At 34.7% G+C, this 24,766-nt stretch carries 22 protein-coding genes; 8 read left to right on the forward strand and 14 right to left on the reverse strand.

The annotated features are described in order from the left end of the window. The first annotated feature begins 148 nt into the window (after positions 1 to 148). Entirely contained in the window at positions 149 to 856 is a 708-nt protein-coding gene (locus C1X07_RS04055; protein WP_103068662.1) for a LytR/AlgR family response regulator transcription factor, read from the forward strand. Here the strand turns inward: C1X07_RS04055 and priA are convergent. Together priA and C1X07_RS04065 are read right to left on the reverse strand one after the other, a co-directional pair. After that, entirely contained in the window at positions 853 to 3,306 is a 2,454-nt protein-coding gene (priA, locus tag C1X07_RS04060; protein ID WP_103068663.1) for a replication restart helicase PriA, read from the reverse strand. The genes C1X07_RS04055 and priA overlap by 4 nt on opposite strands. A 337-nt stretch (positions 3,307 to 3,643) precedes the next feature. Next, the gene (locus C1X07_RS04065; RefSeq protein WP_103068664.1) at positions 3,644 to 5,848 is read right to left on the reverse strand and encodes a S8 family serine peptidase; all 2,205 of its coding nucleotides are present in this window, start codon (positions 5,846 to 5,848) and stop codon (positions 3,644 to 3,646) included. Between the two features lie 380 nt (positions 5,849 to 6,228). Between C1X07_RS04065 and C1X07_RS04070 the strand changes: the two genes are divergently transcribed. Then, a complete protein-coding gene (locus C1X07_RS04070) occupies positions 6,229 to 7,773 on the forward strand; it encodes a DUF3472 domain-containing protein (protein WP_103068665.1) in 1,545 nt (514 codons plus the stop codon). A 69-nt stretch (positions 7,774 to 7,842) separates the two neighbouring features. Here the strand turns inward: C1X07_RS04070 and C1X07_RS04075 are convergent, their stop codons facing one another. The 6 genes from C1X07_RS04075 to nadC all read right to left on the reverse strand — a co-directional run bounded on the left by C1X07_RS04075 (position 7,843) and on the right by nadC (position 12,142). Beyond that, positions 7,843 to 8,409, reverse strand: a complete 567-nt coding sequence (locus C1X07_RS04075; protein ID WP_103068666.1) for a chalcone isomerase family protein — start codon at positions 8,407 to 8,409, stop codon at positions 7,843 to 7,845. A gap of 115 nt (positions 8,410 to 8,524) precedes the next feature. Beyond that, positions 8,525 to 8,953 carry a DUF2147 domain-containing protein gene (locus C1X07_RS04080; RefSeq protein ID WP_103068667.1) on the reverse strand — a complete coding sequence of 143 codons (429 nt, stop codon included), beginning with the start codon at positions 8,951 to 8,953 and terminating at the stop codon, positions 8,525 to 8,527. Positions 8,954 to 9,062: 109 nt separating this feature from the next. Further along, positions 9,063 to 9,626 (reverse strand): chalcone isomerase family protein, encoded by a 564-nt coding sequence (locus tag C1X07_RS04085; protein WP_103068668.1) that lies wholly within the window; start codon positions 9,624 to 9,626, stop codon positions 9,063 to 9,065. Positions 9,627 to 9,766: 140 nt separating this feature from the next. Beyond that, positions 9,767 to 10,327, reverse strand: coding sequence for a chalcone isomerase family protein (locus C1X07_RS04090; protein ID WP_103068669.1), 561 nt, complete (start codon positions 10,325 to 10,327; stop codon positions 9,767 to 9,769). A gap of 30 nt (positions 10,328 to 10,357) precedes the next feature. Beyond that, a complete protein-coding gene (locus C1X07_RS04095; RefSeq protein ID WP_103068670.1) occupies positions 10,358 to 11,281 on the reverse strand; it encodes a YihY/virulence factor BrkB family protein in 924 nt (307 codons plus the stop codon). Between the two features lie 3 nt (positions 11,282 to 11,284). After that, on the reverse strand, positions 11,285 to 12,142 hold the full coding sequence (nadC, locus tag C1X07_RS04100; RefSeq protein ID WP_103068671.1) for a carboxylating nicotinate-nucleotide diphosphorylase: 858 nt from the start codon (positions 12,140 to 12,142) through the stop codon (positions 11,285 to 11,287). Positions 12,143 to 12,283: 141 nt separating this feature from the next. Here nadC and rlmH point away from each other — a divergent pair, with 141 nt between their 5' ends. Further along, positions 12,284 to 12,757 (forward strand): 23S rRNA (pseudouridine(1915)-N(3))-methyltransferase RlmH, encoded by a 474-nt coding sequence (gene rlmH / locus C1X07_RS04105; RefSeq protein ID WP_103068672.1) that lies wholly within the window; start codon positions 12,284 to 12,286, stop codon positions 12,755 to 12,757. A 5-nt stretch (positions 12,758 to 12,762) separates the two neighbouring features. Here rlmH and C1X07_RS04110 read toward each other — a convergent pair whose 3' ends face one another. From C1X07_RS04110 to C1X07_RS04135, 6 genes are all read right to left on the reverse strand, one after another. Then, complete coding sequence (locus C1X07_RS04110; RefSeq protein ID WP_103068673.1) at positions 12,763 to 14,076, reverse strand: T9SS type A sorting domain-containing protein; 1,314 nt, start codon at positions 14,074 to 14,076, stop codon at positions 12,763 to 12,765. Between the two features lie 498 nt (positions 14,077 to 14,574). Further along, entirely contained in the window at positions 14,575 to 14,991 is a 417-nt protein-coding gene (locus tag C1X07_RS04115) for a hypothetical protein (protein WP_103068674.1), read from the reverse strand. 207 nt (positions 14,992 to 15,198) lie between these two features. Further along, entirely contained in the window at positions 15,199 to 15,648 is a 450-nt protein-coding gene (locus C1X07_RS04120; protein ID WP_103068675.1) for a hypothetical protein, read from the reverse strand. A 41-nt stretch (positions 15,649 to 15,689) separates the two neighbouring features. Continuing rightward, positions 15,690 to 16,370: a response regulator transcription factor gene (locus tag C1X07_RS04125; protein ID WP_103068676.1), complete on the reverse strand. Its 681-nt coding sequence runs from the start codon at positions 16,368 to 16,370 to the stop codon at positions 15,690 to 15,692. An 89-nt stretch (positions 16,371 to 16,459) separates the two neighbouring features. Then, positions 16,460 to 17,863, reverse strand: coding sequence for a sensor histidine kinase (locus C1X07_RS04130; protein WP_103068677.1), 1,404 nt, complete (start codon positions 17,861 to 17,863; stop codon positions 16,460 to 16,462). After that, entirely contained in the window at positions 17,863 to 19,050 is a 1,188-nt protein-coding gene (locus tag C1X07_RS04135; RefSeq protein ID WP_128755189.1) for a S41 family peptidase, read from the reverse strand. Before C1X07_RS04135 ends, C1X07_RS04130 begins: the two co-directional genes overlap by 1 nt. Positions 19,051 to 20,266: 1,216 nt before the next feature. Here C1X07_RS04135 and C1X07_RS04140 point away from each other — a divergent pair. The 5 genes from C1X07_RS04140 to C1X07_RS04160 all read left to right on the forward strand — a co-directional run bounded on the left by C1X07_RS04140 (position 20,267) and on the right by C1X07_RS04160 (position 24,032). Beyond that, the gene (locus C1X07_RS04140) at positions 20,267 to 21,169 is read left to right on the forward strand and encodes a geranylgeranylglycerol-phosphate geranylgeranyltransferase (protein WP_103068679.1); all 903 of its coding nucleotides are present in this window, start codon (positions 20,267 to 20,269) and stop codon (positions 21,167 to 21,169) included. Positions 21,170 to 21,174: 5 nt separating this feature from the next. Then, entirely contained in the window at positions 21,175 to 21,762 is a 588-nt protein-coding gene (locus C1X07_RS04145; RefSeq protein WP_103068680.1) for a Maf-like protein, read from the forward strand. A 182-nt stretch (positions 21,763 to 21,944) separates the two neighbouring features. After that, positions 21,945 to 22,892: a septum formation inhibitor Maf gene (locus C1X07_RS04150; protein WP_103068681.1), complete on the forward strand. Its 948-nt coding sequence runs from the start codon at positions 21,945 to 21,947 to the stop codon at positions 22,890 to 22,892. Between the two features lie 39 nt (positions 22,893 to 22,931). Next, positions 22,932 to 23,219, forward strand: a complete 288-nt coding sequence (locus tag C1X07_RS04155; RefSeq protein ID WP_103068682.1) for a 4a-hydroxytetrahydrobiopterin dehydratase — start codon at positions 22,932 to 22,934, stop codon at positions 23,217 to 23,219. Between the two features lie 90 nt (positions 23,220 to 23,309). After that, on the forward strand, positions 23,310 to 24,032 hold the full coding sequence (locus C1X07_RS04160; RefSeq protein ID WP_103068683.1) for a YebC/PmpR family DNA-binding transcriptional regulator: 723 nt from the start codon (positions 23,310 to 23,312) through the stop codon (positions 24,030 to 24,032). Positions 24,033 to 24,766 lie beyond the last annotated feature (734 nt).

Raw genomic sequence — 24,766 nt, forward strand, 5'->3', positions numbered from 1 at the left:
TTGGCTGCAAAAGTAAGACTATTTTTTCAATTTTCAAACCTTATTTTTACTTCGACGAAACACTATTTTTATCGATAAAAAGCTAAAAATGTTTGTTAAAATAAGATATATTCATTAATATTGTAATCAGAAATCTAACACGATACAAGTGGAACAATCTCAATTAAAATGTGCGGTAGTAGATGATTCCCGCCTCCAAAGACTAGCTATTGTCAAGCTCATAGATGAACATTCTTCACTAGAACTAGTGGCCGAGTGGAATAATGCTATTGAGACAAAAAATGGTTTACTCGATACACAAGTAGACTTGTTATTCCTGGATATCGAGATGCCAATCCTTACTGGATTTGATCTTTTGGATGATTTGGAGAACAAACCTCATATCATTTTTGTTACCGGAAAAACAAAATATGCGTTTAAAGCTTTTGACTATGATGCTGTAGATTACTTAAGAAAACCTTTAAAGAAGGATCGTTTTAATGCTGCTGTTGACAAAGCATTAAGTATGTCTCGTATAGGTGGTGAAAATGCTGCTGTAGAAGATGATGACTATATTTTTGTAAAAAGTAACCTTAAAAAGCGAAAAATCTTCCTTAATCAATTAAAGTATGTTGAAGCTTTAGGAGATTATGTAAAACTTATTATGGAAGAAGGTGACCCTATCGTAGTTTTGGCAACTATGAAATCTTTTGAAGCACAATTACCAAGTGATCGTTTTTTAAGAATTCACAAATCTTATATTGTTAATCTAGATAAGGTAGAGCGTTACAATAGCCGTAATATAGAAATCGCTGATGAAAAAATTCCTCTCAGCCGACATAAAAAGCATTCTTTGATTGAAGCTTTGAACAATTAATAATTATCTACATTAATCACAACTCTTACCCCTGAAAATTCTTTTATACTTTTAAAGGAACTGTGGATTTTTTTGATTACTTCTTTTGTTTTACCCAAAGATTGCCCTTGAGGTATTTTTATAATTAGGTTTTTATGATACTGATTCCGTATTCTGGATATGGGTGGAAACTCTGGTCCCAAAACATTTTCTTTGAATACATTTCTAAAAGACCTACCCAACCAATTTGTTGCCTCATTAACCTTGTTATAATCTTTATGCTTACCTGTTATTTTGATTAGTTTATAAAAGGGAGGATACTTATACTGATGCCTCTCTTCTATCTGATCTTTATACATTCCTGTATAATCATTTATAGATACTTGTTGTAAAATTTGATGAAACGGGTTAAAAGTCTGGATCAATACCTTGCCTCTTTTTTTGGTTCTTCCTGCTCTTCCTGCTACTTGCTGCATTAACTGAAAACTACGTTCATGTGCTCTAAAATCTGGAAAATTAAGCAAGTTATCAGCATTCATTATACCAACAAGGCTTACATTTCTAAAATCTAATCCTTTAGAAAGCATTTGTGTACCTACCATAATATCAATATCTCCTTGCTCAAAACTATTGATAATTTTTTCATAACCATGTTTACCTCTTGTGGTATCCTGATCCATCCTACCAATTCGATGATCCGGAAAAAGTTCTTTTAATTCCTTTTCTATCTGCTCTGTCCCAAAGCCTTTAGTTGTCAAATCTACACTCTCACAAGCCATGCATTTTTGTGGCATTGCCATATGATATCCACAATAATGGCATCTCAGTTGGTTTTTATAATTATGAAAAGTAAGGCTAACATCACAATTTGGACATTGAGGAGAATGACCACAAGTATTACATTCTATCACTGGGGAATACCCTCGCCTATTTTGAAAAAGAATAACCTGCTCACCTTCCCTAAGAGCCTCGTGAATTCCTGCTAATAAAGTATCACTAAAATGCCCTGTCATTTCTTTTTTACGATATTTTGTCTTTATATCTACCAAATTAATATCTGGCATCAACACATTACCGTATCTTCGAGTAAGTTTTACATACCCATATTTTCCTTGTTGCGCATTATAATATGTCTCTAGAGCTGGAGTCGCCGACCCCAAAACTACCCTTGCAGAAAACATATTAGCCAAAACAATAGCACTATCCCTTGCATGATATCTCGGTGCTGGGTCATATTGTTTAAAAGTATTTTCATGTTCTTCATCAACAATAATCAACCCTAAATCCACGAAAGGTAAAAATATTGCTGACCTAGCTCCGATTATGACCTGTGCTTTAGCTTTTCCTTCTTTTACATTATTCCACGCCTCTACTCTTTCATTTACAGAATACTTAGAATGATACACTGTTAATTTTTCTCCAAAATATTCCTGCAAACGAGAAATAAGCTGTGTAGTTAACGCTATTTCTGGTAATAAATACAAAACTTGCTTATTCTCTAATATAGCTTCTTCTATAAGTTTTACATAAACCTCTGTCTTACCTGAGGAAGTAACTCCATGAAAAAGACATACACTTTTATCTTTAAAAGAATCTTTTATTTCCTGAAGAGCGTTATCCTGATACTCATTAAGCTGTTTTGTATAACCTTTGATATCCCCAGAAAACTGAACTCTATCGGTTTGCAAATGGTATTCTTCCAGTACATTTTTGTCAATTAATGTACGTATTATAGATGAAGAACTTTTTGACACTTCAACTAGCTCACTTACCTTGATTGGCTTGGTTGCTTTGGCTTGTAAGGTAAATAAATGCATCAACACCTCTCGTTGTTTTGGTGCACGAGTCATCGTATCTAACAAAGTTCGTAATGAATCCTCTTTAGTATATTCAGAATTTAACCTTATGTACCTTACTATTTTTGGTTTATATTGCTCATAAATTTCTTCTTGAACTGTAATAACTTTCTTCTCTATCAAGCGTTTTATAACTGGTAGTACATTTTTCTTGCCAATTATATTCATTATTTCTTGTATCCTAAGCAAACTCTGATACTGTAACGCCTCATAAATTAAGAATTCATCATCTTTTAAAAGAGATTCATCAAATTCTACTTTATCATTTTTTAATATAATAGTTTCACTTTCCAGTAAAAAAGCGCCTGGTAATGCAGCTCGCATCACTTCTCCTTTTGTACATAGATAATAGTTAGAGATCCATGACCATAGTTTAAGTTGATATTGAGTAACAATAGGTGTTTCATCAAGGATATGTTCTATTTCCTTGGCTTCATAAATCAAAGGTGCATTTTGATGTACCGTGGTAACCAAAGCTGCATACACTTTACTTTTTCCGAATTGAACGGCTACACGCATTCCTGGTTTCAAAAAAATTGCCTCACTTTTATTAATACAATAAGTAAACTCTTTATCAAGAGGTATAGGAAGGATTACATTTATAAAGTACGACATTTCCAATTATACGAAAATCAAAATAATTAAGTGTAGGAACAAAAATACAAGTTTAAGTAATAGAATAATGCCTAAAAACAGAGAATAACTACACTTGTATTATTTTAAAAACTACTTTATTCTTTTTATTTATATCAAGGAAAAACCAGCTTATCTTATTTTAAAAGATATTTTTGAGCACATCCTTTTCGTTAATCACCTAAATACCAGAACTTATACATCGTATTCCAATTGTTTAATGAAAATAGTTCTCTTTTTTATAAATCAAAAAAGGCTATCCAAAACTATTTTTGGACAGCCCTTTTTTTTGGCTAACATAAAGCTTCACTACACTGGTTTACTTTATAAACACTTTTTTGGTCATAGTACTTTTGGCAGAAGTCAACCTTAGGAAATAAATTCCTTTTGGTAAATCACTAACATCTAACCTACCCTTTAACATCCTTCCTGGAGGTGCTTTTATGGTTTCTGTTTTTAACCTCTTTCCATTAATGTCATTTAACTCTATACTAATTAAACTAATATCTAATAGATTAACATCAATGTTTAATATCTCCTTTGCAGGATTTGGATACACTGCAAAATCTAATTTGTTATCAGTAGGCTCAATTGGTGGGGCAATTTTTGCTGATCTACTTGTTCCACAAGCTCCAAGGTCTTTCCACCCTGTTTCTGTTTTTTCATACAGACGTCCTTGATAGGTAACTTTATCTCCAGGAGAATATGTTGTACCACTAGACCATGGACTAACACCTTGACAGGGATCTGTTGGGGTACCACACGGCCCCAAGTTTTTCCAGCCGGTAGCGGTTTTTTCATAAAGATTTCCTTGATATGTTACTCTATCTCCTGGGGAGTACGTTACAGAACTCGACCATGGGCTAACACCATCACAAGGGTTTCCTGTAACAGTACAAGAACCAGAAGATGAATAGGTTGTCTGATTACAAACAATAGAGAAATTATCAATTGTATCTCCAGAAGGTTTTTTTACAACCCAATTACTTCCAACTGTTGTATTGGCCGTAAAGTTTCCTCCTGCATTTGCAGATCCTTTTAGTACATTATTTTGGTAATACTCCAAAGTACAATCGGTAGTATTTTTAAAAGTCACAGTAACCGGATCACCAGCCGAACAACCTCCAGAGCCTCCTAATTTTTGAATTGCTGCTTTAATATTTGGTAATGGACCGATATGTCCTCCTCCTCCTTGAGCAACGCCTGTAGACTTAAGAAGGTCTCTCATCTCTCTTGGCTTAAGTCGTTTTCCTAATTTTGATAAAGCATAGGATTGAATACATGCAACTGCACTTGTTACTACAGGAGTTGCAGAACTTGTACCACTAAAAGACGGGGTATATTCTTTTCTATAATCATTATCATAAGTTAAATGCCCATAACCTGTGGTAAATACATTTTGTCCCCATCCTTGTACATCTACTCTTTGTCCATATGTACTAAAACTAAGTTTGCTGTGAGAGGTATTTGAAGAACCTGCTCCTACTATAATACTCCCATTATCTCCTCTGTTTCTATAAGCACGATATGAAGATGAATCCAGATTAGCATTACCATTTCCTGCCGCGGCTACTACAATAATCCCAGCATTTGTTGCTGCTCTTACTGCATCCCATACAGACTGTGTAACATCAGCCGGAGCTAGATTACCATCAGGACCTCCAGTTTGCATTTCTAATACAATCACATCTCCTGCTTTTGAGTTTTTTGTTGCATTTATTATTGCAGCAGCACGCCCTTGTACCTCACTAAAAACTCGTCCTACTGCTTTTGGGGCTGTTCCTTTGATTCCCACATTATTATCCTCATCACCAACAAGAATTCCCATAACTGCTATACCATGATCTGCATGTTGACCTGCGTCATGTGACGATCCATAAGCAATATCCTGATTAATAAATTCTTCATGGTCCAATTTTCCCCAACTGTATTCTATGTCAGATATTTTGACTCCTTGTCCCATAGCACCTTGAGACCATGCATAATCAACATCAATTCCTGGGTTTGCCTTTCTATACCCTTGTCTATTTACCAAATTAGGAGTAGCGTAGTAGTCAAAAAAACCTGGTGGAGGTGGAGATTTTACTGGTTCTAAAGAGCAATACTCTACTTCTGCGAGTTTTTCTAATTGTTTTCCTAATGCTAGTAAATAATGTTTATCTTTCTTTGTTGCGGTTACTTCACATAAACCGGCAAAGTCCAAAATATTAAACCCATTTTCATTTACTTCTTTTCGTTTAGAAGAAATTTTAGCCTGTTGCTTTTCTTCTTCTGTAAACTTTACAACAGGAGTAAATACTAAATCGGTCAAACTGTTGCTGGATTTTGAAGAAAAAGAATGATTAAGAAACTGTATTTTTCCTTTCTCTACAACAGGTTCTAATTTGGGTCTGAATTTAACAATGAGCTTATACTCATCTACTTCATCAAGAACATAAAGTTGCCCTTTAAGCGGATCACTATTTTGCGCATAAAAAACATTTGCCATCATGAGGCAAATCAATAAGTTAAAAAAATTTTTCATAATTAAGATTGAGTTTGTTATTATGTAATTGCTAATTTATATAAACCCTATCTACTTACTAGGAGAAATTTTATTCAAAAAGGAGGACTAAATAGTCGTAGCATATCAATAATTAAAAACATCCTCTTTTTTGACAAAAAAGTGTGATATAAAAATATCGTAAGCCCTGTATATTTGTTTTTCATACTTATACAAAATTGTATCAATTAAATTTACTTAGAAATGTTAACTAAAGCGAGGTTAGGATTACAATAAAACATCTGTTCATTAGCTTTGTAGGTCTAGTAAATTTGATCTTAACAAATACACCTTCGTTATGTTATACAGCTTCACTTAAATACATATTGAAATAAAAACAAACTCAACTAAATTTAAAAATCATGAAATTCTTAAAATCAAGTTTTCTCATTGCAATTCTATTAACTTTCACACTTATTACATCTTGTGTCAAGGACGATATACTTGAAAAACAAGAACAAACAATAGAACAAACAACACCGGATCTTAATTCCAACAAAAATGCTGGTCCTTATCCTGGTGATTGTGATATAGTGCCTATTTGGGCTCCTCGACATTATAATGTGGGAGAGAAAGTAAGATATAGATCTAATAACAACCAACCGTATACCGTTTATGAAAGAACGCATAATGGATGGAAAAATCTGGGTGTATGTAGTGATAATCCAAATCCAGGGTTTTCTATTTCTGTTGCCACACGCGGAAATAGCTGGGTGATCGGAAATCCAGCACAAACAAATAGAGTAGTTACCGGTTCGGGAATTAGAAACTGGAATAATTCTAACATAACAATAAGAACTTATTTTTATATTACATCTCCTGGAACATATAGTTTAGGAATTAATGCTAGAGTGCAATCTGGTAATTCTAAAATAGAGGCTTCATTCGGTGGTACGTCTAATGGAACTAGTACAACTAAACAAATAAATGTTTCAAATACAGGTTTTCAGGATATATCTATAGGAAATCTTCAGGTAAGTGAAAAAGGATATTATTATGTTGATTTAAAAGGTATCTCAAAGACATCTGGCAATTATGCTGATGTTAATTCGGTTAGACTAGGTGGTAATGCCAGCAATTCTAATATAAAGTATATTAAGAATGATACTCATTTTGGAAGAAGAGGACCTTCTGTTCATCTAAAATTTAGTAATCCTTCAAATAATAACATACAGGCGTTCTATAACGAAATTGAAATAGAGCCAGGACAAGATGTTATTGGGTCTTATTTTAACGCTAATGGTTTTAATTATGGTTATTTTGGTATTCAGGTAAACTCAAGTTCTGAAAGAAGAGTTCTGTTTTCTGTATGGAGTCCCTATTCTACAAATGATCCTGGTTCTGTTCCTCCAGAATACAGAATAAAGCTTCTAAAGAAAGGTGCAGGAGTATACACAGGACAATTTGGAGGTGAAGGTGCCGGAGGTCAAAGTTACAAAGTATACAACTGGAAGGCAGGAGTTAGATACAAGTTCTTATTACTAGGAAAACCAGCAGGAAATAATAAAACAGATTTTACAGCCTATTTTATGGATCCATCTCGTGGCACATGGGATTTGATAGCAAGTTTCAGAAGACCTAAGACTAACACATACTTAGGAGGTTTATATTCTTTCCTTGAAAATTTCCATCCAAACAGAGGAGATGTTCAAAGAAAAGCTGGTTTCTATAACCAGTGGGTATATGATACGTCTAATAACTGGCACGAAGTAACTAATGCAAATTTCACTTATGACGCTACCGCTTCTAACGGATTTCGTTGGGATTATTTCGGAAGAAGCAATGGTAAAGGTTTTGAGTTAAAAAACTGCGGTTTCTTTAGCACCAATACGAGCGCAAATACTCAATTACGTAGAAGTAGCACTAGTGCCAGTAGACCACAAATTAATTTTTCTACCTTAGAATAAAAATGATAGTAAAAGAAACGTCTGAGATGTAATCTCAGACGTTTTTTATATTTAAATAACACTATTTCCCTATTTACTAAGGCCTAACATACCTCCTTTAATTAGTCTACAAGCTGGTTCGTTTCCTAACCAGATTTTAAACAAGGCGTATTTAAAATCTCTTCCCTCAATAAAACCAAGTTCTTCTCCATTTTTATATGTTTTGATTCCTTTTCCTTTGATATACACCAAATCGAAGTAATCATTAATTTGCATAGGAGAAGAAAACAATTTTAAAAACTCTTCAATTCTTACATCCAAACTTTGTGTATTACCGTACATAGCATCATCAAAACCTTTTTTAAATACCTTAATCATTCGGTTATTACTTACTTTCTTTGAAACAATATTTAGGCGTATTGACATAGTTTCATCAGAATCCAAAACTACTCCCGGATCATTGTATTTCTTTTTGGTATACAGTCCTCCTGAGTATGTATCAAACCCAAGAACACTACGCATTCCTGCACCGTTTAAGGACAATTCTTCTCCTTCAAAATTCACTTTATATGGTAATACAATATCTCCTACTCTTACTTGCGCCATAGATAGTGTAGAAATGACAAGTATGATTGTTAATGTAATTATTTTTTTCATGGTTTAGCTTTTATAGATTACAGAGAGTTAGTTCCATGATTTATAAAAAACTAACATTAAAAAAATGTTAAAATTTTCATTCAGAAAAAATAATATTCAAAAAAGACTATATTTTTTATACCCTAATCCATTGTTGTGTCCTGAACAAAAAAGCGATATATCCTCTTACGTTAAGCACATTAGGATTATTCTTATCAATCCATATTTTACATCGATATACTTTGCCATTTTCTGGATCAGTTATAGTTCCATCTTCATATTCATTTCCATCTTTTTCTAATCCTTTAATGATTACCATACCTTCAATTGGTTTATTATAATCAGTGCCTTTACATTCTACACATAATTTATTTTTTTTGGTTATATCCAGTATCTGTTTGATCTTGCCATATAATTTATCTCCTTTTTTATATATTTCGACAATAGATCTCGGCTCTCCTGTAGTATCATCAATAGTTTTCCATTCGCCAATTATTTGTTTTTGTGCAATTGTAGTTCCAGAAAACAAAAGGACTGTTGCCAAAAGTATTTTATAAAAACTCATATGTAATAAATAGGGTTAAAATTCTAAGATAAAGAAATACGATAAAAACAAAAAGCTACCTAATTAAATCAGGTAGCTTTTATAAATATTTATTTAGAAATGTTTAGAACTATTGAATTCCTAGCATTCCATTTTTTACATCTTCACTTGCTGGTTGTTCTCCCAGCCAAATTTTGAATAGTGCATACTTAAAATCACGCCCTTCGATTACTCCAAGTTCTTTCCCGTTTTTATAAGAAACCACTCCTTTATCTTTAACGTAAACTAAATCGAAAATATCATTTTTCACAATAGGTTCAGAAAAGAAATTAATGAATTTATTAATTCTCTCATCCAGAGTTTTAGTATTTCCGAAAGTAGCCTTAATGAAGCCATCTTGCACTGCTTTAATCATTTTCTTTTGTGTAACAAATCCAGAGACAATATTTAACTTTATTGCCATAGTTTCATTTGCATCAAGAATTTCTTTTGGGTTTTTACTTTTTTTGGCAAGGTAGAGTCCTCCGGCATACATATCTATCCACAGAACTTGTCTCATTCCTGCCCCGTTTAATTTTAATTCAACTCCTCCAAAATTTTCTTCATAAGGTAAAATAGCTTTTCCTACTCTAATCTGTGCAGTTGCAGATGATAGAGAAATTAATGCTATCAATATCAAAACAGTTTTTTTCATTGTTACTTAGGTGTATTTGGGTCTTTAATCAATTTTATATTCCAATTTTTCAAGAGGCAAATATAAAAATTATTATGCATGCACAATAATTTATTTATCTCTTCAAAATTTCTGCAAAAATACGAATATCTAACTGATTACTACATCCCTAACATTTCTTTTTTGAGCCCTTTGTCTGCAGGTTTGTCACCAATCCATATATTGAATAGAGCTTCTTTGAAGTCCATTCCTTTAATATATCCCTTTTCTTTACCGTCTTTATAGATTACACTTCCCTTTCCTTTTTCGTATACTATGTCGTATATCTGTCCTACTTCGATTTCGTTATTTATAAAGCCTATAAATTTTTCAATTCTTTCGTTATACAGTTCTAATTTACCTTTAGTTGATTTTTTAAACCCTTCTCTCAACGCAGTTGCCATTTTAGCCCTAGACATCATACCTGATAAGATATGTAATTTGATCGCCATAGTTTCGTTAGCTTTGGCTATACTAGCTGCGTTTTTACTTTTTTTCTTAAGATATAGAGCTCCTGCATAGATATCAAAAAAGAATTTTTCTCTAATACCCGCTCCGTTAATTGACAAGTCTTCACCATTAAACTGTACAGTGTTGGGTAATGTAGCATCCCCAACTTTAGTCTGAGCCTGAGTTGATACAATTGTCAATAAAACGAGAAGTAATGTGCTGAGTTTTTTCATTTTCTTAATTATTAAAATAGTGTTAATCAATTATGTACTAAAATTTTTTCTGAGTTGATTTAATGATGCATTTAGTTCAAAACCAAGTAAAACCAAATTGGCATTCAACCATATATACAGCATTAATATCAACATTGCTCCAATGGACCCATACAACTTATTATAATTTGAAAAATTATCTATATAAATACCAAACAGATAAGTGGTAACTATAATCAAAAAAGTAGTCATAAAAGCTCCCGGAGAGAAAAACTTATTCTGTCTCCCTTCAGAAGTTCCAAAATAGAATAAAGTAGCAATAATAACAAATATCATAAAAACAAATAGTGCATATTTCCCTATTGTTAACCAAAAAACAGTATCATTTACTACTCCCATTTTATTTAAATCATCTACTAAATATGAAAAATACAGGGTTCCTATAACGGTTATAAGCAATAAAGATGCCACAATAATAGAGACCCCTAATGCTACTAGGTATTGTCTTACAAAATTTCTATTAAGGGTTACATGATAAGAGTACTCAAAGCCCGAAAAAACAGCATTAACTCCATTTGTCATAAACAATATTGATAACACAAAAACGGTAGACAGTAATCCTCCGCGAGGGTTGGATGCAATATCCTCAAATATTCCAGAAAAAAAATCTGAGGATTGTTTTGGTAATGCTCCATTAATAAATTCGAAAAAATCGTGCTCAAACCCTTGTATGGGGACATAAGGGATTAAATTAAGAAGAAATAACAAAAAAGGAAACAGAGAAAGAAAAAAGCTCCAGGATATAGCACTGGCTCTAGCCGAAAACGTTCCTTTTATAATTCCAATAGCATAGATTTCGATAAGGTCATAAATAGATAACCCTTCAAAACCAGGAAGAATAAGTTTCTTTCCGATTTTAACCAAAATATTGATTACAGGAATTTTACTAAGCTTATCTTCTATGTTTTTTGACATATACTATACTGCTTTCAAACTCAAATCCAGATTATAAACAGAGTGCGTTAATGCGCCACTACTTATATAATTCACACCACATTCTGCATATTTTCGCACAGTTTCTTCATTGATCCCTCCACTTGATTCTGTGAGGCAGGTGTCCCCTATTAATGCTACAGCTTTTCGGGTATCTTCATAATTGAAGTTATCGATTAATATTCGATATACTCCCGGTGTTTTTAGTATTTCTTTGATCTCATCAAGGTCTCTAGCTTCAACAATAATCTTAAGATCTCGATTATGATCAGTAAGATATTGATTCGTTTTTTCTATTGCCTTAGTTATTCCTCCTGCAAAATCTATATGATTATCTTTTAACATTATCATATCATAAAGTGCAAATCGATGATTCTCTCCTCCTCCTATCTTTACGGCCCATTTTTCGAGAGCTCTAATCCCTGGGGTTGTTTTACGAGTATCCAGGATCTTAGTTCCTGTACCCTCCAGCAGTGTAACAAAATGGTTGGTCTTAGTAGCAATCGCACTCATTCTTTGCATCGCATTAAGTACCAATCGTTCTGCTTTGAGAATAGATTGTGAGCTTCCTGAAACATAGAATGCTATATCCCCATATTTAACCGGAGTTCCATCTGTAATTTTTACATCGATTTCTATATTTGGATCTACATATTTAAACACTTTTTTGGCAAAATCTACACCTGCCAAAATTCCTTCATCTTTGACTAAGAGTTTTGCTTTTCCGGTTGCAGATTTTGGAATACAGGCTAATGAGCTATGATCTCCATCACCAACATCTTCTCTTATCGCATTGGATATTATCAAATCAATTTCTGTATTGAATTGGGTTTCACTAATCATATTGAATGGTTATTTTTGCTAATGTAAAAAAAGAAGTCGGAAGTACGAAGCCCAAAATGCATGGTATTTCTATTTACTTTTATCATTAATTTAAAAAACATCGAGTTCTCTGGATGTAACATAGTATAATACTTTGTAATAATGAATATTAAATTAGTAGCGATTGGTAAAACTGATAACAAGCAACTTATCGACCTTATCGACAACTATATCAAAAGGTTAGGGTTTTATATTAAGTTTTCTTTTGAAATAATCCCTGATATAAAGAATGCCAAAAATCTAAGTGAATTTCAACAAAAGGAAAAAGAAGGGAAACTCATTCTTAACCATGTTGCAAATTCTGATACCCTTTTATTACTAGACGAAAAAGGAAAGCAATATGATTCTGTTGCTTTTTCTGAAGTATTACAAAAACATATGAATAGTGGTATCAAACAATTGATTTTTGTCATAGGGGGTCCTTACGGGTTTAGTCCTGAAATATATAGTAGAGCTAATGGTAAATTATCATTATCAAAAATGACTTTTTCGCATCAGATGATACGTCTCTTTTTTGTAGAACAATTGTATCGTGGTTTTACGATCTTAAAAAACGAGCCGTATCACCATCGATAGGTTCTTTACTCTTTTACTAGTCGAGTCCAACTTTTTCCGGCAATAGAAATACTATAAAAGCCTGAATTTAGATTTGCTATAACGAGCATTTCTTCTTCACTTTCTGCGACAGTTTTTTTTACGATTTTTCCCAGATAATCATGAATTAAAATAAGGTCTCCTCTTTCAATACCTTCAATATTTATTATCTCTTGTGCGGGATTAGGGTATATTTTTATTCCAGCATATTTTTCATGAAAATCAATAATGCTTTTTGGCGCAATAGCATCATTAACTTTTTTTATTATACCAGCCATATTATTTCTTTCTTCGGGTAATTTTCTATCGGTCCATGACCAGACTAAGGATCCTGCCCATTGATTGCTGAGAAGAATATTCCCTAGATCAGTTGCAAAAAGAGTAGATAAATCATGATCTTGGTCTCCTTTTTTTTGATCAAAGGATAAATCATCTGGATAATATTCTCCTATAACTGCCGGTTTATCGATTTTATCAGGATCGTAGTTATTATGAAATGGAGATCCTTTGGAGCGAGCCCAATTGTAGTAATGAATATTATAAAAATCCAGATATCCTTTTTCATCATTTCCTTGCGAAAAAAGATTAGCATCAGAGTATGCATTCCAAAACTCTTTTGATGCATCTTCAACATTTGTCATAAACCCTAAAGCGCCATTGGTGATCCTAACCTGGGGTTGTGCTCTTCGAATCGCTCCTGCTGTTCTATTAATGAATCGCTGGATATCAGACATTGTTACTCTTTCTTTAAATCCCTCCCAATGACTAGCATATTTATTGGTCATCCCTTCTGGTTCGTTAAAAATTTCCCATGCAAAAAGTGCAGGATGATCTCCTATAAAATTAACAAGTGGTAGCAATGCATTGTTGATATAGCTATCCATATACTCATCTTGGGTAAGTATATTTTTGTTTGCTATTGTATCTACTCCCCATTGGTCTTTTAGCATATCAAAAGACCATAGACAGATTTGTACTTTAAGCTCTCTTTCTTCTGCTAAGTCCAAAATAGCCTTAACATCATCATGAAAGAAAGACGGGTTAGGTTTTACCTTTTTATCAGTATCAAAAACCGGATTTGTAGCACCATTGGTATGATACCACCAGCGTATCATGTTTCCTCCCTGCTCTTCGACAAAGTTCATTGCTTCAATAAATTTTTCTAAATCCGGTCGATAATAAATATCTGAAGAAGCAGGGCTTACCCCTATATCTCTTCCATAATTGACCCAGGCAAGGTTCATTCCATTTACAAATAAAATATCGTCTGTAAAATCAGATTTGCTTTCTCTATTTTTCAAATTTAAACTGGCTAATAGTTATTACATCAATATACTTAAAATTAATATGTTCAGGATTATTTTTTTAAAGAATTCTATTTAATATCATTTTAGGTTCGGATTTGCCGTATTTCTTTTGAGCACTTATACATTAAAATTTCTCCCTGCATAGTGCAGGAAGCTTTTTTAACCCCTACAATTCCTCCCTGCATGGTGCAGGGAGCTTTTTAACCCCTATAATTCCTCCTTGCAAGGTGCAGGGAGCTTTTTAACCCCTATAATTCCTCCTTGCAAGGTGCAAAGCTTTTTAAGCTATACAATTCCTCCCTGCACGATGCAGGAAGCTTTTTTAACCCCTACAATTCCTCCCTGCATGGTGCAGGGAACTTTTCTAACTGTAGAATTCCTTACTGCATCATGCAGTAAGGAATTCTAATTATGACTATACTTTGATTTGACTCAGGACAAGTGATTATGCCAAGATTTTTTCTTTTGTGTCATCAAAAGATATAATTGGGACTATTCTTTAATTACCTCTTTTATATCTGTAAACATATCAATTAAGGTTTCGATCATATCTGCCGATATGTTTTGTTTATTAATAAAAATATCGAGTTTTCCTTTCTTCAGTTTTACAGTATATCCCGGTTTTCTATTCGAAGTATACTTCCACACATTCATTGAGTTTTCTTTGATCATCTTAGTATCCAAATGATCTTTTAAAAATTGCTTTACTTTTTCTGTATTAGCGTGCGGAAACTTTGCCTGTAAACTGTACTCCTCTTCTGTATTACTAATAGAGATATTAATTTTATAGTTTTTATCTCCTTGTTTGTCACTAGAATGTGTAATAGTAACCTTAGAGTTCGAAGATGTCTGCGCATTTCCAAAAGAAAATGCTAATACTAGACTTGCTACATAAATGATTGTTTTCATACGATTCGTTTTTTGATTTATAAATGATTGATTTAATTCGGGTTATCAATGTCGTTCTGTTAAGGGTATTATTGGATACTCTTTGTCACACTGGGTTGTTACACCGGGCTTCGGCTCCGCTCAGCCCTCGGGTGAGAACAGTTTAAGCCAGAAGGTATAGCGGTCACTGAGCGTAGCCGAAGTGAAAGCGGGATTGCATCATTCGGTTTAACTATTTCCTTCTCTTGATGTGATAGATTTTAATTCTTTTCCTATCTGTCTAAACTTTTTAACAAGCTTATTAGGAGCTAGATCTTTGTCGATGTTAATCCTTAATCTATTTCCTTTAAGTCTTACTTCATATATTTCTTCATCTTCAATTTCTTTTTTCCAGAAATATGTGTTAGCATCCACGATCATTTTTTCTTCTCCAAACTGATCTATCAGATAGGATTTTACTTTACTGGTCATAGACTCCATAAATCTTATTTTAACTCTAAAATTTTCCTCTGTGTCAATAACAACAAAAGATCGAGAAAAGCTTTCTTCTTCTGTATCACTATCTATACTTACTGTAACCTGCGTTGAAGATTGAGAAGTGGTGGTGGTTGAGCTTTGAGCACTTACTGTTAATATACCAATTATGAGGTGTATTAAAATGGTGACTAATGTTTTCATGATTATTTGTTTTTTGATTGTGATTATTGATGTTATACTATTTATACTACATTAAATGTGAGTCCTACGCCTCTCACACTTTCTATAGTGATATTATGATCTTGTTTAAAATATTTTCTTAATCTGCTAATAAATACATCCATACTTCTACCAGAGAAAAAATCGTCGTTCCCCCAAACATCTTTAAGCAGTTCTTCTCTTTTTATCATACTATTTTTGTGTTTCCACAAATACTGTATCAAGATGGTTTCTTTTTCTGTAAGCCTCTGGGATTCATTATTTATTTTCAGTTGATGATTTATAAGATCAAATTCATAATTACCAATACGTATAACTTCTTCTTTTAGTAATTCTACCTTATGTGATCGTTTTAGGATATTTTGAAGTTTTAGCACCAGTATATCTGCTTCAAATGGTTTTACGATATAATCATCTGCCCCTAGCTTTAGTCCTCTGATTTTATCTTCTTTCATTTTCTTGGCGGTAAGAAAAACAAATGGCATTTCGGGATTATGATCAATTACCTTTTCTGCCAGAGTAAAGCCGTCCATTTTGGGCATCATCACATCAAACACGCATATATCAAACTGTTGCTTAGTAAATGCTTCAAAAGCTTCTTTACCATCTTTGGTCCATGTTACGGTATAATTGTGCAGTTCTAAATATTGTTTTAGGATACTGCCAAAATCAAAATCATCTTCTGCTAGTAGTATATGTTTCATGTAGTTATAATATTGTTTTAGATGTCACATTAAACTAACCAAACAATCATTCTTTTGTCTATCAAAAATTCTTGTTGTGGCTCGTTTCATTATTCTTTTATCGTTGGTATGGTTATTATAAATGTTGTTCCAATATCCTGTTTGCTTTCGACCTTAATTTCTCCCTGATGTGCTTTAATAATCTGATCTGTATAAAACAACCCTAGCCCCAGCCCTTTTACATCATGCACATCGCCACTATGTACTCTATAAAATTTATCAAAAATATTGGGTTGGTCTTTTTCAGGAATCCCCATACCATTATCTTTAATCGAAATGGTATATCCTGTCTTGGTTAATTCTGTTTTAATATCTATTACAACTTCATCCTGCCCATATTTTACTGCATTATCCATAATATTAAATAAGGCAGTGGTGACCAAAAACTTATCTATATCAAGATATGCATCTCTATATTCTATCTTTGTATTAATAGCTACATCCTTATCTCTAACAGATAGCTTAAAATCTTCAATAACATTGTTGAGGTATTCGTTATCCAACACTCTTTCTTTTTTCAACAGTAGTTCTTCTGATCCCAGTGTATTATTCATTACCTGATCAATTAGCTTTTGCAGTCTGTTGTTTTGACGATCCAGTATATCCAGTGCATTAGAAAATAGTGTTGGAGAACTTTGTATTTCTTTATTTCTTATACTTTTGGAAGCGATACTTAATGTTGCCAGCGGGGTTTTGAGCTCGTGAGTTATATTATTAATAAAATCATTACGCACATCTGCTATTTTCTTTTGCTGAATTAAGCTTTTTATCGAATAGAAAAGCAATACTACAACAAACAACAGTAGTACTACAGAAAATATAAAAAGGCTTGTCATCTGCCCAAACACAATTTTTTTCCAGCCAATAATATTGATGGCATCCTGTGTTTTAATTTCGACATCCAAAGTCGTTTTTAAAATCTCTCCTTCATCGCTATCATCTTCATAATCGTGTTCTGTAAACCACCTTGCATTACTAATTACATTACCTTCTTCTTCAGGAAAATTTTCCCCAAACAAAAAGTAGTTATTTCCCTTTTCTGAATAAAAAATAGTATCTAATACATCATTATCGTAGATAATAATACTCTTTATCGTTTTTTTATATTGTAATGGATATCCTAAATCAGCTTTACTAATTTCTTTTTTATAATACTGGTTAAAAATATCATTTAATGAGTCTGTAAAAGGCTTAAAACGTTCTATAGTCTCATTTTTGAGAAGGTTATTTTTTTTATACTCTGTCAGGTTTTTTGCCAATTGATTATACCATAGCTCTGCCAGAGAATCTATTTCTTTGGTGTTATCTATACTAGACACTGATTTCTTGGTTTCTTTTATAAATACATCTTTTTTTAATTGATATGTATTATGAATCAAATATCCCTGAATTCCGCAGAGTGCAACCAATGCCAAAATCGACATGACAATTAATATGTTTATCTTTTGCTTCATTATAATGATATCTGAATACGTTCTATAGCTTTTTGAAGTTGCTCTTTAGGATCTAAGATATAATGTTTAGGTCTAAAATTTTCTCTTGGCGTTCCATTTACATGAAATAACTTTTCTACAGGGATCTGATATCCTATTTTGGTTTCTGGCAACGTATAGCTATATATTGCCCCCAGTAGTCCTGCCATCTTGGTTCCTACTATTCCTGCTCTGCCCATGGCATCAAAACCGATCACCATACCTTCTCCCATACTACCTGTCCATCTGCCGCATAACACTATCAGCGGTTTGCTATACACTTCTCCCCGGGGAGCAACCAGTTCTATGGTATTTCTTTTTACTCCATATAACTTTTCTTCATAAGTAAAGCTATGCCTTTGGTAGGGTTTTTCTTCATCTATAAATCTTCCCATAATCGCTCTGGCGATTGTAGTATTGCCACCGCTTGGGGTTTCTCTAAGGTCTACTATCAACCCTTTAGTATTTTTCATACCAAGCATTGCTTTGTCAAATGCTGCTACTGTTCCCTCTTCTCCAAGGGAATTATTGAATTTTATATATCCAATAGCATCAGAGAGCATCTTTGTTTCTATAAAACTACCAGATTCTAGGTTTTTTACCTTATCCAGATTGAATGTTAATGAGTCATTAACTTTCAATACCCGATCTGTATCATGAGTAGCGGCGATAATCATATTAGCCACATACTCATACATGGATTTGGTATGTTTTTCTGTTGCTTTTGGTAAGTATTGAGCTACTATTTTTTCAAAAGGAACTCCATTAAATGAAGTGATTTGCATACCCGGTTTTATTCCTGATTTTTCTGCAGAAAACCCTTCTCTCAGGTTACTTACAAAAAACTTTTTGTCTTTATAAGACACCCAGATATCTGTTCCTGTAGGGATTAACCTGTGTGATGATGGCAGGTTTGTATTTAGGCTTATATGCCCGTTATGCAACTCATTGTTTGCTTTTTCAAGAACTTTAATAAAATCAGCAGTATTACTTATCGTATCAATGATGGGTTGATAAATCGTTTTAGCCTTTTGCCAATCTACTTTTTGTGAATCAAAATATGCAAAATAGGAGTCTACAGTAGTCCAATACGTTGTAAAATCTTTTTGATATTTGGATTGTGCAAAAGTGGTTAATCCGATAAAAAAGGTAATAATGCTGATTTTCAAAATAGTTCGTTTTTTGATTGATGATGGTATCAAAAGTATAACAAGCTCCCCTTGATTCAATAAAATCTAATGCCATTAACCCACCATTAACGTTAATAAAGCTGGGCTTCTCTTAATAATAAGGGCTTGAGGTATCTGTGTTAATAGTCTTTTTGTAAAAGTCGGGTATCGGAAGTCGGAAGTCGGAAGCTCGAAGTGGATCGTAATGTGGGGCTGAGTCCCTCCCGAGGGCTGAGGCTCTCGAAGCCCGGTGTTGGAGGTCAGAAGACGGAAGTCGGAAGTCGAAAAACTCGAAGTGGATCGTAATGTCGGGGTTAGCCCTTGAGGGCTGAGCGGAGTCGAAGCCCGGTGTTGGAGGTCAGAAGACGGAAGTCGGAAGTCGGAAGCTCGAAGTGGATCGTAATGTCGGAGTTAGCCCTTGAGGGCTGAGCGGAGCCGAAGCTCGGTGTTGGAGGTCGGAAGACAGAAGTCGGGTGTCGGAAGCTCGAAGTGGATCGTAATGTCGGGGTTAGCCCTTGAGGGCTGAGCGGAGTCGAAGCCCGGTGTTGGAGGTCGGAAGACAGAAGTCAGGGGTCGGAAGTCGGAAGTCGGAAGCTCGAAGTGGATCGTAATGTCGGGGTTAGCTCTTGAGGGCTGAGCGGAGTCGAAGCTCGGTGTTGGAGGTCAGAAGACGGAAGTCCGAAGTCGGAAGCTCGAAGTCGGAAGCTCGAAGTGGATTGTAATGTCGGGGTTAGCCCTTGAGGGCTGAGCGGAGCCGAAGCCCGGTGTTGGAGGTCAGAAGACAGAAGTCGGGTGTCGGAAGCTCGAAGTGGATTGTAATGTCGGGGTTAGCCCTTGAGGGCTGAGCGGAGCCGAAGCCCGGTGTTGGAGGTCAGAAGACAGAAGTCGGGTGTCGGAAGCTCGAAGTGGATTGTAATGTCGGGGTTAGCCCTTGAGGGCTGAGCGGAGCCGAAGCCCGGTGTTGGAGGTCAGAAGTTGGAAGTCCGAAGTCGTCAGTTTAAACCCTTAGACAAAATATTCAGGACAGGCATATCGAAGACAATGGAAAATGCAAATTCGTGTTTTAGTGCCTAATACCTCCAAAAGGCTTCCGACCTCGGACCTCGGACTTCCAACTTCTGACCTCCAACCATTCTTAACTAAACGACATTGATAATACGGGTGTAAAAATTGGGATTAATTATTACATTTGCTGACTCATTAACCAATTACTTCTATGCTTCCATATTTAAAGCTTATAAAATTTGATAACTTACTTATTATTGCCCTTGCTCAATTCTGTATTAAATATGGTCTTTTTGAGCCTTTTAATATAGCCATTACGCTCAATGGGATAGGTATTACCATGCTAGTGGTTGCTACTGTCTCTATCGCAGCGGCGGGTAATATAATTATTGAGATCTATGATCGGGAGGATTCTGGTGCCAAGAGCTTACTGCAAGGATCGATTACTGAGAAGTCTGCTAATCGATTATTTATTGTTTTTAATATCATTGGTGTTCTTATTGGTTTTTATTTAGCTAATCTTATCAGTAGACCAGGATTTGCGGCATTATTTATTATTATTTCTGTAGTGTATTACATCTATGCCTCTTATCTAAAAGAAATTATTGCTGTAAAAAATATTGTTATTGCACTACTGGCAGCATTAAGTCTGATTGTAGTAGGGATTTTTGATCTTCTACCAGCTATAACCGAAAAAAACAGAGCGTCACAAACCGTTATTTTCTCTATCATTACGGATTATGCCATATTTGCATTTATCATAGTTATCCTACGAGAGCTTGTAAAAGATTGCCTGACCATAGATAAAGATCATAATGTTGGTATACGCACTGTTCCTATTGTTTTGGGAAAAAGCAGAACCACAAAACTGATCGGGGTGTTAACGCTTCTACCTATCGCAGCCGTGATTTATTATATCTATACCTATCTTTTTTCTAATAGTAAAGCGGTTATTCTGGTGTTGGCTCTTGTGGTTGCCCCACTGCTCTACTTTATGATCAAAAGTTTTAGTGCAGAATCCGACAAGCAATTTATACACTTGCGTCTTATTCTCAAGCTAGTTTTGGTCATAGCCTCTATTTCATTGTTACTCTATCAATTTGTTTTAATATAATCTGCATGTTAAAGGATATACTAGCCAATAAAACAATAATTCTTGCTTCTGGTTCTCCCAGAAGGCAGCAATTTTTTAAAGATCTAAATCTCGATTTTACCATACAACTAAAGGAAATCGAAGAAATATATCCTGATCACCTTAAGGCAGCAGAAATATCAGATTATCTGGCTAAACTCAAAGCAGCTGCTTTTACAGATATACAGCCAAACGATATTCTGATTACCAGTGATACTATCGTTTGGCATAATAACAAAGCCTTAGGGAAACCAAAAAGCCTGGAAGAAGCTGCCAGTATGATTGCCTCCTTATCCGATGATACCCATGAGGTGATCACTTCGGTATGTTTTAAAACGGTGGATCAGATAAAAGTAGTACATCAGACTACCAAAGTAACCTTCAAAAAGCTCTCTAAAGAAGAAATCGACTATTATGTAAACACCTGTAAACCTATGGACAAAGCCGGAGCGTATGGCATACAGGAGTGGATTGGTTTTATCGGGATATCAAATATCGAAGGTAGCTATTTTAACGTAATGGGACTTCCTACCCATCTTGTTTACGAAACGTTAACGACACTTGCCAAATCCTAGGTTTGTTGTAATTTGCTATTAAAAATACTATTATGAAACCCTCATAGAGGGATTTATTACAGCAAAGTAATCGCCTCTAAAAAAGGAAATGAGAAAAATCGAGAGTTGTCGAATCTAAAACGCTTGTTAAGACACTCTTATCAAATAATTAAAAATCAAATAGTTAAACTAAATTTATTCGTATGAAAAAGTTAGTCTTCATATTTGCGATATTGGGCATATTTGTCATTATCGCCTGTAGCAATATTAAAGCAGAAAAAGCCGCCAAAACCACTATAGTAACAGAAGAACCCACGATAGAAAAAGAGAAGCCAGCAAAAGCGCTTTCTGAAGATTTTAAAAAATATTGGTATGCCGGTAAAGCAGAAATAACCTCCTATCAGCTAGAACAAGCACGATATGGCGAAATAAGAAAGGGAACGGCAGTACTTATCTATGTTACCGAAGATTTTTTACCCAAGGTACAGGTAAAGGCAGATCGCCAAAATGATGATAACATACCCGTCTTAAAACTTAATGCTACCAAAAAATTTAATACCGGGATTTATCCCTACTCTACCATGCAGAGCGTATTTTATCCCGTAGCCGATAATCGCCATGCGATTAAGGTATCTAATTCGATGCAAGAATGGTGTGGGCATGTATACGCTCAATTAAATAACAAAAAGCAGTTTGAAATCACATCCCACTCCTATTTTGAGAGTGAGGCAGATCAGGAATTTACATTAGATAAAGCAATATTAGAAAACGAACTGTGGGCAAAAATCAGGATTAACCCAAACGAGTTACCACAAGGTGATCTCCAGATTATCCCTTCTTTTGAGTATTGCAGATTAAGGCACAAAGAAATCAAAGCATATACCGCCAAAGCTTCTATCCAAAAAGGTGGTGACATCACTACATATACTCTAGAGTATCCTGACCTGGATCGTAGTATAAGTATTACCTTTACCAGCTCTTTTCCTTATGAAATCGAAAACTGGGAAGAAACCTACAAAAGTGGTTTTGGTCCCAATGCAAAGAAGCTTACGACAAAAGCGACGAAGATCAAAAGTATAAAATCCGCATATTGGGGAAAGAACAGCAATAAAGATGAGGTCTTGCGGGATGAGCTAGGACTCAATAAATAAGAAACAAATAGTAATTAACAAATACCTAATAGTATACTAATGATAAAATTATCAGAATCTGAAATCAAAGCAAAATTAAACGATGTAGATGGTTGGGAGTATCACGATAATGCGATCCATACTACCTTTGAGTTTACTGATTTTAAAGATGCCTTCTCTGTTATGACTCGTATTGCTTTTGAAGCTGAAGCCCTACAGCATCACCCAGACTGGTCTAATGTGTATAATAAATTACAGATTAGCCTTTCTACGCACGATGCCGGTGGCATTACAGAAAAGGATTTTACGCTTGCCAAAATCATCGATACGATTATCGAGGGGGAGTAATATTATTTCTAATATATTGAAGTTACACAAACATTTGTCAAAAACTTGGTTTCTACTTATGTTTGTATTCAGATTTTTAAAACTAGCATAATGGGAAGAGCTTTCGAATTTAGAAAAGCACGTAAGATGAAGCGCTGGTCAGCAATGGCAAAAGCGTTTACTAGAATAGGTAAAGATATTGTAATGGCAGTAAAAGAAGGAGGACCTGATCCCTCCACTAACTCTCGCCTAAGAGCAGTGATCCAGAATGCCAAGTCTGTAAACATGCCCAAGGACAATATCGAAAGAGCCATCAAAAAAGCCTCTGACAAAGAACAAGGGGACTACAAAGAAGTTCTTTTTGAAGGGTATGCTCCCCATGGTATTGCTATTTTGGTAGAAACAGCAACAGATAATAATAACAGAACCGTAGCCAATATACGATCATATTTTAATAAATGTGATGGTAACCTGGGTACATCGGGATCTGTAGAGTTTATGTTTGACCATACCTGTAACTTTAGAATCAATGGAGAAGGATTAGATCCAGAAGAACTAGAGCTAGAGTTTATCGATTTTGGTGCCGAAGAGGTATTCCAGGATGATGATGGAATATTAATCTATGCACCCTTTGGAAGTTTTGGAACCATCCAAAAGGAGTTAGAAAGCCGTGAAATCGAAATCCTGTCTTCTGGTTTTGAAAGAATCCCACAGGTAACCAAAAAAATTACTCCAGAACAGGCTGCCGATGTAGAAAAGCTACTAGAAAAGATCGAAGAAGATGACGATGTGCAGAATGTATACCACACTATGGAAGAAATAGTGAATGAATAACCTACTCTACCAGGTTTTTTATACTATACCAATACTTAAAACACTTATAATTGTTATTATTTGTTAGCTTATGTACTACTCATCTACATAAGTTAGCAAATAATAGCATTACCATACTCTTTATAACTGCAAATAAGAGCGACTACCAATACGATAAGAATTTTGCGCCCTGAGTTGTCACACTGAGCTTGTCGAAGTGTTGTCGAAGTGTTGTCGAAGTGCTGTCGAAGTGTTCTCAAGTGTAAGCGGTCACTGAGCGTAGCCGAAGTGAAAGCGGAATTGTACTATGTGGTTTATTATTAAGGTAGGCATTCGGTTGTCATAACACCGGGCTTCGAGAGCCTCAGCCTCGACACGAATACAAAGTAAGTAGTTCGTACCCTGAGTTGTCACACTGAGCTTGTCGAAGTGCTCTCGAAGGGTAAGGCTTCGTGATGTATAAGTTATATAGTTTTCATAACACCGGGCTTCGGCTCCGCTCAGCCCTCGGGAGAGAAAAGCTAAACAAAGATGGCAGTATGAAGTGTTTTATTCCCGATATACTTATTCAGAGTTTTATAGATTGCTTCTGAAAACCCAGAGCAACATCCAGAGCTTTGAAAAGCTTCCCGGAAAACCCATCACAAAATCCAGAGCCCTGGAAAGCTTCCCGGAAAATCCGGCACAAAATCCAGAGCTCTGGAAAACGTCTCGGAAAATCCAGCACAAAATTCAGTTGGCAATAATCATTCTAA

This window comes from Aquimarina sediminis (assembly GCF_002895435.1).
Classification (GTDB): Bacteria; Bacteroidota; Bacteroidia; order Flavobacteriales; family Flavobacteriaceae; genus Aquimarina; species Aquimarina sediminis.